At 64.1% G+C, this 12,785-nt stretch carries 12 protein-coding genes; 3 read left to right on the forward strand and 9 right to left on the reverse strand.

The annotated features are described in order from the left end of the window. Nucleotides 1–33: 33 nt before the first annotated feature. From bktB to rimO, 3 genes are read right to left on the reverse strand one after another with little or no spacing between them, the layout of a single operon-like run. A complete protein-coding gene (gene bktB, locus D1Y85_RS08360; RefSeq protein ID WP_425466897.1) occupies nt 34–1,242 on the reverse strand; it encodes a beta-ketothiolase BktB in 1,209 nt (402 codons plus the stop codon). A gap of 39 nt (nt 1,243–1,281) precedes the next feature. Further along, on the reverse strand, nt 1,282–2,208 hold the full coding sequence (locus D1Y85_RS08365) for a sugar kinase (RefSeq protein ID WP_124150590.1): 927 nt from the start codon (nt 2,206–2,208) through the stop codon (nt 1,282–1,284). A 5-nt stretch (nt 2,209–2,213) separates the two neighbouring features. Beyond that, nucleotides 2,214–3,551: a 30S ribosomal protein S12 methylthiotransferase RimO gene (gene rimO / locus D1Y85_RS08370; RefSeq protein WP_221410273.1), complete on the reverse strand. Its 1,338-nt coding sequence runs from the start codon at nt 3,549–3,551 to the stop codon at nt 2,214–2,216. Nucleotides 3,552–3,816: 265 nt separating this feature from the next. On the opposite strand from rimO, the gene D1Y85_RS08375 reads away from it, so the two are divergent. Both D1Y85_RS08375 and D1Y85_RS08380 read left to right on the forward strand, forming a co-directional pair. Further along, nucleotides 3,817–4,131, forward strand: coding sequence for a transcriptional regulator (locus D1Y85_RS08375; RefSeq protein WP_124150591.1), 315 nt, complete (start codon nt 3,817–3,819; stop codon nt 4,129–4,131). Next, on the forward strand, nt 4,124–4,408 hold the full coding sequence (locus tag D1Y85_RS08380; protein ID WP_124150592.1) for a helix-turn-helix domain-containing protein: 285 nt from the start codon (nt 4,124–4,126) through the stop codon (nt 4,406–4,408). Before D1Y85_RS08375 ends, D1Y85_RS08380 begins: the two co-directional genes overlap by 8 nt. Nucleotides 4,409–4,454: 46 nt before the next feature. Here D1Y85_RS08380 and phaR read toward each other — a convergent pair whose 3' ends face one another. The 6 genes from phaR to D1Y85_RS08410 form a co-directional block, all read right to left on the reverse strand. Then, nucleotides 4,455–5,042 carry a polyhydroxyalkanoate synthesis repressor PhaR gene (gene phaR, locus D1Y85_RS08385; RefSeq protein ID WP_124150593.1) on the reverse strand — a complete coding sequence of 196 codons (588 nt, stop codon included), beginning with the start codon at nt 5,040–5,042 and terminating at the stop codon, nt 4,455–4,457. 142 nt (nt 5,043–5,184) lie between these two features. Next, complete coding sequence (locus D1Y85_RS08390; RefSeq protein ID WP_124150594.1) at nt 5,185–5,925, reverse strand: 3-ketoacyl-ACP reductase; 741 nt, start codon at nt 5,923–5,925, stop codon at nt 5,185–5,187. Nucleotides 5,926–6,152: 227 nt separating this feature from the next. Beyond that, nucleotides 6,153–7,334 carry an acetyl-CoA C-acetyltransferase gene (locus D1Y85_RS08395; protein WP_124150595.1) on the reverse strand — a complete coding sequence of 394 codons (1,182 nt, stop codon included), beginning with the start codon at nt 7,332–7,334 and terminating at the stop codon, nt 6,153–6,155. Between the two features lie 80 nt (nt 7,335–7,414). Further along, nucleotides 7,415–9,265 carry a class I poly(R)-hydroxyalkanoic acid synthase gene (gene phaC, locus D1Y85_RS08400; RefSeq protein WP_185218931.1) on the reverse strand — a complete coding sequence of 617 codons (1,851 nt, stop codon included), beginning with the start codon at nt 9,263–9,265 and terminating at the stop codon, nt 7,415–7,417. Nucleotides 9,266–9,647: 382 nt separating this feature from the next. Continuing rightward, the gene (pgeF, locus tag D1Y85_RS08405) at nt 9,648–10,508 is read right to left on the reverse strand and encodes a peptidoglycan editing factor PgeF (RefSeq protein WP_124150597.1); all 861 of its coding nucleotides are present in this window, start codon (nt 10,506–10,508) and stop codon (nt 9,648–9,650) included. Continuing rightward, nucleotides 10,505–11,791, reverse strand: a complete 1,287-nt coding sequence (locus tag D1Y85_RS08410) for an RluA family pseudouridine synthase (protein ID WP_124150598.1) — start codon at nt 11,789–11,791, stop codon at nt 10,505–10,507. Before D1Y85_RS08410 ends, pgeF begins: the two co-directional genes overlap by 4 nt. Before the next feature lie 39 nt (nt 11,792–11,830). Between D1Y85_RS08410 and D1Y85_RS08415 the strand changes: the two genes are divergently transcribed. Beyond that, nucleotides 11,831–12,751 (forward strand): outer membrane protein assembly factor BamD, encoded by a 921-nt coding sequence (locus tag D1Y85_RS08415; protein WP_124150599.1) that lies wholly within the window; start codon nt 11,831–11,833, stop codon nt 12,749–12,751. Nucleotides 12,752–12,785: the final 34 nt, after the last annotated feature.

Below are 12,785 nucleotides of genomic sequence, written 5' to 3' on the forward strand. Positions count from 1 at the left end.
GTGCGCCGCGCCACAATCCGTCATTCAGGCGCATCAAATGCGTTCGAACACGGCGGCAATACCCTGTCCGCCGCCAATACACATCGTCACGAGCGCGTAGCGGCCGCCGATCCGATGCAGTTCATAAAGCGCCTTCACCGTGATCAGCGCGCCGGTTGCGCCGATCGGATGGCCGAGCGATATGCCCGAGCCGTTCGGGTTGACCTTGGCGGGATCGAGGCCGAGTTCCTGCGAGACCGCACAGGCCTGCGCCGCGAACGCTTCGTTCGCCTCGATCACGTCGAGATCGGCTGCTGTGATGCCCGCGCGCTCCAGCGCCTTCTGCGTGGCCGGGACCGGGCCGATGCCCATGTACGCCGGATCGACGCCCGCATGTGCGTACGACACGAGACGCGCGAGCGGCTTCGCGCCGCGCGCGCGGGCCGCTTCGCCGCTCATCAGCAGGACCGCGGCAGCGGCGTCGTTGATGCCCGAGGCGTTACCCGCCGTCACCGTGCCGTTTTCCTTCGCGAACACCGGCTTGAGCTTCGAGAAGTCTTCCAGCGTGGCATCGGTGCGGACGTGCTCGTCAGTATCGAACACGACTTCGCCCTTCTTCGACTTGATCGCGATCGGCAGGATCTGGTCCTTGAAACGGCCTTCGGCGATCGCCTTCGCCGCGCGGCGATGCGACTCGAGCGCAAGTGCGTCCTGTGCCTCGCGAGTGATACCGAACTTCTTCGCGACATTTTCCGCCGTCACGCCCATGTGGATCGACTGGAACGGGTCGTGAAGCGCGCCGAGCATCATGTCGATGAGCGGGGCGTCGCCCATGCGCTGGCCAAAACGCGCGGCCGGCACGGTATAGGGCGCGCGGCTCATGCTTTCGGCGCCACCGCCGATGGCGATATCCGCATCGCCGAGCAGGATCGTCTGCGCCGCCGATACGATCGCCTGCAGCCCGGAGCCGCACAGGCGGTTCACGGTCAATGCGGGCGTGTGCTGCGCAACACCACCGTTCAGCGCGGCGACGCGCGCGAGATACATATCCTTCGGCTCGGTGTGGACGACATTGCCGAACACCACGTGACCGACCGCATCACCCTCCACGCTTCCACGCGAGAGCACTTCGCGCACGACGCGTGCACCGAGGTCGGTCGGCGCGAAGTCCTTCAGACTGCCGCCGAAATCGCCAATTGCGGTACGAACACCGCTCACGACTACTACGTCTCGTTGCATCGCTTGCTCCTCATCTCTCTGCATGGAATTTCGTTATTCTGCTTGCGGGACGGCGCTGGACATTCAGGTGACCAGCGCCCTCTCGACGGCCTCGCGGCGTGGAATCGGCGCGACCGCACCGTAACCTTGCGTCGAGAGTGCGGCCGCTGCGTTCGCGTAGCGGGCCGCCACGAAGGGATCGTCGCCCAACACGAGCCGCGCGACAAACGCGCCCCCGAAGCAGTCACCCGCGCCCGTCGCATCGACAGCCGCGACGACGCGGCCCGGCACCACGCGGCGTTCGCGCTGCGTCGCCACATAGGCTCCTTCTTTGCCGAGTTTAAGCGCGACGACCTGCGGCCCCCGCGCCAGCAGCCAGTCGACAATCGCGTCGCGATCGTCGAGGCCGGTCAGTACTGCGACGTCGTCCCAACTCGGCAGGCAGATATCCGTCGCACGCAGCACTTCGCCCATCACGGCCCGGGCACGAGAGAGCGGCCAGAGCTTCAACCGCAGGTTCGTGTCGAAGCTGATTTTGCCGCCATTCGCGCGCACGTGATCGATGGCTGCAAACGCTGCATCGCAGGCGCTCGTGCTGATCGCCACGCTGATGCCCGACAGGTGCAACACGCGCGCGGCAGCGAGTGCGTCGAGCGGCAGATCGCGCGGCGCGTACCGGCTTGCCGCCGACCCGGCCCGCAGGTAATCGAATGCATGCCCGTCCGGGCCATGCGATACAAAATAGACGCCGGTCGGCGCGTTCGCATTGATTCGTACATTGGACGTATCGACACCTTCGCGCGTCCACAGATCGAGCAGCAGGCGCCCGAACTGATCGTCGCCGACGGCCGAGACGAACCCCGTGCTCACACCCTGGCGCGCGGCGGCGATGCAGAAGTTCGAGGTGTCGCCGCCAAAGCCTTGCAGGTATTCGGGCTTGCCCTTCGACGCCTGGTTGAACTCCACCATCGCCTCGCCGAACGCCAGAACGTGCGGTGCGCCTGCGCTCATACGGCTCAGACCTCGCCCCACAGATCGTGGCCGTCCGCGCCGGTGATCTTCACCGACACGAAATCGCCAACCTTGTAGCGCTTCGACGCCTTGGTCGAAGGCGCGACGTAGACGACGCCGTCGATCTCGGGCGCATCGGCCGCGGTGCGGCCAATGCCGCCGTCGGCGTTGATTTCGTCGATCAGCACCTTGAGCGTCTTGCCGACCTTGCGCTGGATGCGCTTCGCCGACACCGCTTCGGCGACTTCCATGAAGCGCGAACGACGCTCCTCGCGCACTTCGTCCGGCAGTGCGCCGTCGAGTTCGTTGGCGCTCGCGCCCTCGACCGGCGAATACGCGAAACAACCCACGCGATCGAGTTCTGCCTCGCGGATGAAGTCGAGCAGCGTCTCGAACTGCTCTTCTGTCTCGCCGGGGAAGCCCGCGATGAACGTGCTGCGAATCGTGAGGTCCGGGCACATCGCGCGCCAGGCCTGCACGCGCTCGAGCACTTTCTCGGCGTTCGCCGGTCGCTTCATGCGCTTGAGCACTTCAGGGTGCGCGTGCTGGAACGGCACGTCCAGATACGGCAGCACGTGGCCCTTGTACGGGCCTTCCGCCATCATCGGAATGACTTCGTCCACGCTCGGATACGGATAGACGTAATGCAGGCGCACCCATGCGCCGTACTGCGCGGCCAGCTCGCCGAGTGCGCTGACGAGTTCGGTCATGCGCGTCTTCAGCGGACGGCCGTTCCAGAAGCCGGTGCGGTACTTGACGTCGACGCCGTACGCGCTCGTGTCCTGCGAAATGACGAGCAACTCCTTCACGCCCGCCTTGAAGAGATTTTCGGCTTCGAGCATCACTTCGGCGACGGGGCGCGAAACGAGGTCGCCGCGCATCGACGGAATGATGCAGAACGAGCAGCGGTGGTTGCAGCCTTCCGAGATCTTCAGATAAGCGTAATGGCGGGGCGTGAGCTTCACGCCTGCGGGTGGCACTAGATCGACGAAGGGATCGTGCGGCTTGGGCAGATGCGTATGCACGACCTGCATGACTTCGCCCACGGCATGTGGGCCGGTGACGGCAAGCACTTTCGGATGCACATCGGCGATAAGGTTGGTACCGCTCGCGCTCTGCTTCGCGCCGAGACAACCCGTGACGATCACCTTCCCGTTTTCGTTGAGCGCCTCGCCGATGGCATCGAGGCTTTCCTGCACGGCTTCGTCGATGAAGCCGCACGTGTTGACAACGACCAGGTCGGCGCCGTCGTAGCTGCCTGAGATTTCGTAACCCTCTGCTCGCAACTGGGTGAGGATCTGCTCGGAGTCCACGAGGGCCTTCGGGCAGCCGAGGGAAACCATCCCGACACGCGGTGCGGGATTCTGGGAGGTCGTTGATTCAACAGGGTTTTTCACGTGTACGTCCGGATGTGGGGCGCAGGGCGGAACCGCGCCGCGCGAGATCAAGCCAATCTGCCATTTTACCCATATGTCATATGGAGCGCCGGTGCTTTGCCGGGTAGCCTCGGAGAAGTCGGGCCGGATGATGGTCGCCCCGTGCGTCCTTCTTGACCGTGCTAACTTTTCTAATATACGGCAAAGCCGTATAATCATTCATGGCTCGTTCATGCTTACAGTCATCGAAACGGAAACGTTTCAACGCTATGCCGCCGATATCTGGAGCAACAGCGAACGCGAGGCATTCATCACATGGCTCGCCGACCACCCGCTCGCCGGAGATGTGATCCCGGGAACTGGCGGACTTCGCAAGGTGCGCTGGAGACGCTTCGGGTTCGGCAAGCGCGGCGGCACGCGCGTGATCTACTACAACGTGCTGGATCAAGGCTGTATCTGGCTGCTGATCGTCTACGCGAAGGCAAAATTCGATAACCTGCCGGCGGCATTTCTCAACCGGCTCCGCGAAGAGGTGGAATATGGATAAGGAAATGGAACAGTTCCAGGCGGACCTGCTCAAGTCCGTCGGAGAGATGAAGACGGGGCGCGCTGCGCGCGTCACGCGCGTCGAACCCACGGCTGCCGCGCTAGCGCGTGCAAAAGTGGGCCTTTCGCAAAGCGCGTTTGCCGCGCTGCTTGGTGTGTCGACGCGCACGCTGCAGGACTGGGAACAAGGGCGGCGCCAGCCGACCGGCGCCGCGCAGACGCTGCTGCGCGTCGCAGCGCTCCATCCCGAAGCGCTGCGCGACCTGAAGACAGTCTGAGCGGAATCGCTATCTGCGGACCACCGCCACCCCGGGCCTTACTTCCTTACTTCTTCTCGTCCTCGCTGCTCTCAGGCGCACTTTGCGCCGGAGCGGCCGGCTTGAACGGGAAACTGCTGAACATGTTCTTCGCCTGGTTCTGCATCTGCTCCTGCATTTGCACGAACATGTTCTTCGACTGCTCGATGTAGCTCGTCATCATGCCTTGCATCATCGGCGCCTGCATATTCATAAACTGCGACCAGACTTCCGGGTTCATCGCGTTGCCTTCGTAGAGGCTCTTCGACTGGTCAGCGAGCTTGTTCTGGATGTCGATGAATGCCTGGATGTTCTTTTCCAGGTAAGTGCCCATCATGCCCTGCATCGCATGGCCGTAGAAACGGATGATCTGCGACAGCATCGACGACGAGAACATCGGCAGACCGCCGCTCTCCTCTTCCAGGATGATCTGCAACAGAATGCTGCGCGTCAGATCTTCGTTGGACTTCGCGTCAATGACCTTGAACTCCTCCTGATCGAGCACGAGTTGCTTCACGTCGCTCAACGTGATGTAGGTGCTCGTCTCCGTGTCGTACAGCCGACGGTTCGGATATTTCTTGATCAGTCGTTCGGCGGTTTTCTTTGTAGTCGTCATATGTCGCCCTTGTTCGCCCGTCACGCCCCTCGCGCGCGGAACTTGCCCGGTAGCGGCGCCTGCCCCGGTGAGCAAACAGGCGCGCCTCCGTTGTGGATCCATGCTGTGCCGCACGCCCCGAAAGGATGCGCGGCGCGCCGGATCAGCCCATGTGCAACCCGCCGTTAAGCGAGAAGTCAGCACCGGTTGCGAAGCCCGACTCCTCGGAGGCGAGCCACGCGACGATCGACGCAATTTCCTCAGGTGCGCCGAGACGGCGCACAGGAATCGTCGCAACGATTTTCTCCAGCACGTCGGGACGGATCGACTTGACCATATCCGTGCCGATATAGCCCGGCGAGACGGTATTGACGGTGACGCCCTTGGTCGCCACTTCCTGCGCGAGCGCCATCGTGAAGCCGTGAATGCCGGCCTTCGCCGTCGAATAGTTGGTCTGGCCGAACTGGCCCTTCTGACCATTCACCGACGAGATATTGATAATGCGGCCCCATCCGCGCTCGACCATGCCGTCGATCACCTGCTTGGTGACGTTGAAGAGGCTCGTGAGGTTCGTGTCGATCACGGCGGTCCAGTCTTCGCGCGTCATCTTGCGGAACACGACGTCACGCGTGATGCCCGCGTTGTTGACCAGCACATCGACCTCGCCAACCTCGGCCTTGACCTTGTCGAAGGCCTGGCGCGTGGAGTCCCAGTCGCCAACGTTACCTTCCGAGGCGATGAATTCAAAGCCGAGCGCCTTCTGGTCGTCGAGCCACTTCGCACGGCGCGGCGAATGCGGGCCGCAACCGGCGACCACGATGAAGCCTTGCTTCGCGAGGCGCTGGCAGATTCCGGTTCCGATTCCGCCCATGCCGCCGGTTACATACGCTACACGCTGTGACATAAACCCAACTCCATTATCGTTTCCCAGAGCGCCTGACGACGGCTCTGGCCTGACCCTTCACGCTGTTCAACTTGTGTTGCCGCTCAGGGCCTGCCTGCTGCGTCTCCACCATGCACCACGTTTCCCGCACCACGCCGATTGCGCCCCTGCTGCCATCGCCCGAATCACCGCGTGACGGCATCAAAGCGCATCGAAGCGGGCCAACACGGCCCGCTTCGTTTACCACTTTACGGACGCTCGACCGCGAGCGCCACACCCATACCACCGCCGATGCACAGCGACGCGAGACCACGCTTCGCGTCGCGGCGCTGCATTTCGTGCAGCAGCGTAACGAGGATCCGGCAACCCGACGCGCCGATCGGGTGACCGATGGCGATGGCGCCACCGTTCACGTTGATCTTCGACGTGTCCCAGCCCATCTGTTTGTTCACGGCGAGCGCCTGCGCGGCGAACGCTTCGTTGATCTCCATGAGATCGAGTTGCTGCGGCGTCCAGCCCGCGCGTTCGAGGCAGCGCTTCGAGGCCGGCACCGGGCCCATGCCCATGACCTTCGGATCGACGCCCGCGTTCGCATACGCCTTGATGCGCGCGAGCGGCTTGAGACCGAGTTCTTCCGCCTTCTTCGCGGACATCACGACCACCGCCGCGGCGCCGTCATTGAGACCCGATGCATTCGCCGCCGTCACCGTGCCTTCCTTCGCGAACGCCGGCTTCAGGCCCGCGAGCGCATCGGCCGTGACCCCATGGCGCACGAATTCGTCGGTCTTGAAGAGGAGCGGCTCGCCCTTTCTTTGCGGAATCTCGACCGGCACGATTTCGTCGTCGAAGCGACCCGCCTTCTGCGCGGCCTCGGCCTTGTTCTGCGACAGTGCCGCAAACGCATCCTGGTCTTCGCGCGTGATGCCGTATTCCTTCGCGACGTTTTCCGCCGTCACGCCCATGTGGTACTGGTTGTACACGTCCCAGAGCCCATCGACGATCATGCTGTCGACGAGCTTCGTGTCACCCATGCGGAAGCCGTCACGCGAGCCCGGCAGCACATGCGGCGCGGCGCTCATGTTTTCCTGGCCACCGGCGACGACGATTTCAGCGTCGCCCGCGATGATCGCGTTCGCCGCAAGCATCACGGCCTTCAGGCCCGAGCCGCAGACCTTGTTGATCGTCATCGCCGGAATCGCGGCGGGCAGGCCCGCCTTGATGGCCGCCTGGCGCGCAACGTTCTGGCCCGAGGCGGCTGTGAGCACCTGACCCATGATCACTTCGCTGACCTGCTCGGGCTTCAGGCCCGCACGCGCAAGCGCCGCCTTGATCACCACAGCGCCCAGATCGGGGGCCGCGATTTTTGCGAGCGAACCGCCGAATTTGCCCACCGCGGTACGCGCGGCCGATACGATCACGATGTCCGTCATTTTCAGTTCCTCCGGGCAGCACATCGTCGCGAGAGGCGCCGCCCCGTCAAGTTAATAACGCATTTCCACAGCAAGGCGCGTTAGTCGCGCTGCTGAACGTAACGCCCCGGTGCCGGCTCGATGGCCGGAAATTCCGCCGATCCTGCCTGTGCGCGCGGCTTCACTTTCTTGCCGCCATACTGATCGAGCCACTCGGCCCACGTCGGCCACCAACTGCCGGGCTTCTCGTCGGCCACGCCAAACCATTCGTCGGCCTCGGCAGGCAAATGCTTCGCGTCGGCCTCGACATTCCAGAAGCTGCGCTTGTTCTTCGAAGCCGGATTGATCACGCCCGCAATGTGCCCCGACGCGCCGAGCACGAACGTGATCGGCCCCGAAAGCAGCGGCACCGACGCATAAGCCGTACGCCACGGCACGATGTGATCCTCGCGCGAGCCGTAGATAAAGGTCGGCACGTCGATGCGCGAGAGGTCTACCTCTTCGCCGCACACCGTGAGCGCGCCCGGTTCGCGCAGCTTGTTCTCGAGGTACGTATTGCGCAAGTACCACGCGTACATCGGGCCGGGCAGGCTCGTCGAGTCGCTGTTCCAGAAAAGCAGGTCGAACGGCGCGGGCGTGCGGCCCTTCAGGTAGTTGTCGACGACGTAGTTCCAGACCAGATCGTTCGGACGCAAAAACGAGAACGTGTTGGCGAATTCGACGCCGCGCATGACGCCTGGCGCCGCACCGTTCTTGCCGCCGATGGTCTGCTCGCGCATCTGCACGTGAGCCTCGTCGACGAACACATCGAGCACGCCCGTATCCGAGAAGTCGAGCATGGCGGTCAAGAGCGTCATCGACGAAGCCGGGTGTTCGCCGCGCGCAGCCGCGACGGCGAGCGCCGTGGCAAGCATCGTGCCGCCGACGCAGAAGCCAAGCGTGTTGATCTGCTCGCGACCGCTGATGCTGCGCACCGTGTCGATCGCCTCCAGCACGCCGTCTTCTATGTAGTCATCCCAGGTCTTGTGCGCAATCGACGCGTCTCCGTTATGCCAGGACACCAGGAACACTTGCTGGCCCTGATCGACTGCATACGCAACAAGCGAATTCTCGGGCTGCAGATCGAGGATGTAGAACTTGTTGATACAAGGCGGCACGATCAGGAGCGGCCGCTCGCGCACGCTCGCCGTGCGCGGCTTGTACTGGATCAGCTGGAACAGTTCGTTCTCGAAGACGACCGAGCCCTCGGTCGTTGCGAGATTGCGGCCCACCACGAAACGCGATTCGTCGGTCTGCGAGATCTTGCCGCGCGTGAGGTCCCCGAGCAGGTTCATCACGCCCTGGCGCAGGCTCTCGCCATGCGACTCGAGCAAGGCGTTCTGCGCGTCGGGATTGAGCGCGAGGAAGTTGCTGGGCGACGTCGCCGCGGTCCACTGCTGGACGGCAAAGCGAATACGCTCGCGTGTCTTCGGATCGGTGTCGATTGCGTCGACGAGTTCGTGCAGATAGCGCGCGTTCAGCAGATACCACGCCGCCGTGAAGGCATACGCGGGCGTGGTTTTCCATGCATCGGAACTAAAACGCCGGTCCTTGAGTTCCGGGGCTTTCGGTGCGGTATCGGTGGCGCCGCGCAACAGTTCGAGCGCATCGCGAGAGTAGTCGGCCTGAAGTTGCTGCAGACGGGCCGGCTCGAACGATGCATTCGGAAGCTTGAACGCGCCGAATGGCGCTGCGGCTCCCGCTGCACCATTGCCGACATGCGGCCACCAGCCGTTCGGCATCGGCGCCGCCGCGCCCTGCGCCTGTTGGGCCGCAGTCATGGCGTTGCGCCAGGCGGACGTCCAGGCGTCGAGTATCTGCTGCATTCCGGCTGCATCCGGAGTGAATTGCTGCGCACCGTTAGTTGAAGCGCCCGTACCCGGGGAGTTCGTGGAACGTTGAGATGCCGTCATGCCTGCTTTTGACCGTTGTGCCCCGAAGGACTGGTTGAGAGGCAGGTGGAACGCAAACGGGTGCGATCGCGTCGCACCCCGTTACGTCCTGTCCCGTAGGTGAAGGACATTCTTGCTCCCCGTTGCAACGCATGTCAATGCTTGCGCCCGATTTTGCCGCACTGCGATATTTTTTTAATTATCGTTTTCCCGATGTAATCGTCCGCTCGTTCGATCCGGGCGAACGCGCGCCGGTGCGCGCGAGAAAAAAGTGCCGTAGGGCCAAGTGCTTGCAGCACGACGGCTCGGTGCCGCCGTTCTCCCGGTCTGGAATGCTGCGCCGTGTTCCGCCCGGCTCGATGCAGTGCAGCAAAATCCGGTCAGGCGACCCGCGAAAAGCGCCTCAGGGCGTCATCCACACCAGCGCAGCCATGCGACCCGTGACGGGCTCCCGGCGATACGAGTAGAACCGGTCGCGCTGCGTGTAAGTGCACAGATCGCCGCCGCTGATCCGCTCGACACCGAGTTCAGCGAGCCTCAGACGTGCGAGCGCGTGGAGATCCGCGAGATATTTGCCGGGCGCTTCGGGCCGTGCGACGAACGCCGCGGCGGTCGCATCGCGTTGTGCCCCGCCGACAGCGGCCGCGTGATTCATGAAGGCGTCACGTACGTCTGCCCCGACCTCGAAGGCGCTCGGGCCGATCGCCGGACCGAGATACACGTGGAGGTCTTGTGTCGCGCAGCCCGCGAGTGCGGCCACGCGCTGCGCGGTCTTTTCGATGACACCCGCAGCGAGGCCGCGCCATCCCGCGTGCGCCGCGCCCACGGAACGGCCTGCGCTGTCGCAGAGCAGGACCGGCATGCAGTCGGCGACCATCACCGTGCACGCGATGCCCGGACGATCCGTCACGCTGGCATCGGCGCTGAGGAGTTCGCCGGCACGCACGGCATCGAGCGCAACGACCGCATCGACGACACCCGCGCCGTGCACCTGCTTGAGCCACGCCGCCGGCACGCCCGCATACGCGATGAGGCGCGAGCGGTTCGCCTCGACGTGGTCGAGATCGTCACCCGAGAGCCGGCCCAGATTCAGCCCGCCTGGCAGTTCGCGCCCTTCTCTGCTTGCGTCTGTCGCCATCCAGCGCCCGAACGGGGGTTCGCTTACGCCACCGTCGCGCGTCGTCGCGAGCGCGCGCACATTCGGCGGAGCGTCCCATTCGGGATGCAACAAATCCGCAGCGCTCAGTTCAGGCGTGATCGTCATGCGTGCGGATCCTCGCTCTCGTCGTGTTCTTCGTCGTAGTCGTCCTCATCGCTGCCGATGATGTAGCCTTCGTCCGTGTACGCGCTGTCGAAGACTTCGTCGTCGTAGCCGTACTCATCGCTCTCCGCACCAAAACCCAGCGCGGCAATCAGCGCGTCCATGTCGTCGGGAACGTCTGCGCGCCATTGCATCGCGCGGCCCGTGACCGGATGAACCAGCCCGAGGCGCCACGCATGCAGGGCCTGACGCGCAAACCCGTCGGGCAACGCCGCCACGGAGCGGCGTCCGCGTGCGTGCCCGTAGACCGGATCGCCAAGCAGCGGATGTCCGATATGCGCACAATGCACGCGAATCTGGTGCGTGCGGCCCGTCTCAAGATCGCAATGGATCGCGCTGACCGGCTGGCCGTGCCAGAGCGTTGAATCGACCCGCCGGAAGTGCGTGCGTGCAGGCTTGCCCGCCGCGCCCGCCACCACGGCCATGCGCGTGCGCTCGCGCGGATCGCGGCCGATCGGGGCGTCGATCGTGCCTTCATCGGCCACGTTGCCCCAGACGAGCGCCAGATAGCGGCGCTTGACCGTGCGCGCCTGCAATTGGCGCACAAGGTCGGTTTGCGCTTCGAGCGTTCGCGCGACCACCATCAGCCCCGAGGTCTCCTTGTCGAGCCGGTGGACGATGCCCGCGCGCGGCAGGCCGGCGGCGCTTGCACCGTAGCGATGCAGGAGGCCGTTGAGGATCGTCCCGCTCCAGTTGCCCGCTGCGGGATGCACGACGAGCCCAGCGGGTTTGTTGATGACGACGATCGCGTCGTCCTCGTAGATGACGTCGAGCGGAATGGGCTCGGGGGTGAATGCAAGCTGCTCGGGCAGCAGATCGGGCACGAGTTCGATCGTCGCGCCGAGCGCAACCGGCTGGCGAACCTTCGCCGGCGCGCCGTCGACGCGCACGCGCTGCGCCTCGATCCAGCCCTGCAGGCGACTGCGGGAAAACTCGGGGAAGACTTTGGCGAGCACCTTGTCGAGCCGCTCGCCGGCGAGATCGTCGGGCACTTGCGCACGGCGCGGCGCCTCTTCGGTACGCTTGCGAGCGTCCACGGCGCCGCCGCCGGACGCGTTCGCGACGGCGTCGAGGTCGTCGTCAATCGAGTCACCCGGCACTGCGTCATTGGGCACTTCGCCCAGGCTATAATGGTCGGTGCTATTTGGGGCGCCGGGGGCGCCACCTGCCGGAAGCACCCCGGGGAGCACTCCGGGAAGCGCCGAACGGTTAACTGAGCGGGTCATTGAGTCTGGGTCAACTGGGACCTGAAGCTGAACTGGAAAATGCGAGCCTTGAACACGATTACGAGATTGGCCCAACTTGCGATGGCCCGAAGCGCTGCACGTAAAGCAATCACTGCGTCAATCACTGCATCAAGCACGACGGCGATCGGCAAGATCGTCAACGTCGTTCGCATCGCTGCGTGCGGCGCCGCGCTAGCCGTTGTGGCAGCCTGCCATGGCCTGCCGCAAAAGACCGACGAAACGGCCGCGTGGAACAACAACAAATTATATACGGAGGCCCAGGACGCGCTCTCCAGTGGAGACTGGGGCAAGTGCGCGAAGTACTTCGAGGCGCTTCAGGGTCGCGATCCGTTCGGCCATTTTGCCCAGCAGGCACAGATCAACGTTGCCTACTGCAACTGGAAGGATAACGAGAACGACGCCGCCGACCAGGCGATCGACCGCTTTATCCAGCTGCATCCGGATCACCCGGACATCGCCTACGCGTACTACCTCAAGGGCATGATCCACTTCAACGACGACCTCGGCCTCTTCGGCCGTTTCTCGGGTCAGGACATGAGCGAGCGCGATCCGAAGTCGCTGCGCGAGTCCTATGACGCGTTCAGGGTCGTCGTATCCAGATTCCCGCAAAGCAAGTACGCGCCGGACGCCGCACAGCGCATGCGTTATATCGTGAACGCACTGGCGTCGCACGAAGTGCACGCGGCCGACTACTACTACCGCCGTGGCGCCTACGTGGCCGCGATCAACCGCGCACAGCTCGCAATCAAGGAGTACCAGAGCGCGCCGGCGATCGAAGATGCGCTGCACATCATGATCCTTTCGTACCAGAAGCTGGATCAGCCGCAGCTCGCCGAGGATACCCGCCGCGTGCTCGCCGCTACGTTCCCGGACAGCCCCTATATCACCGGCCACGCCCGCGCAGGCAAGGAAACGAAATCCTGGTGGCAGATCTGGTGATCGTGTTTTTGGCCCGCTTCCGGGCTGAAAAAAA

The sequence above is a fragment of the Paraburkholderia dinghuensis genome, from assembly GCF_003837865.1.
Taxonomy (GTDB): Bacteria; Pseudomonadota; Gammaproteobacteria; order Burkholderiales; family Burkholderiaceae; genus Paraburkholderia; species Paraburkholderia dinghuensis.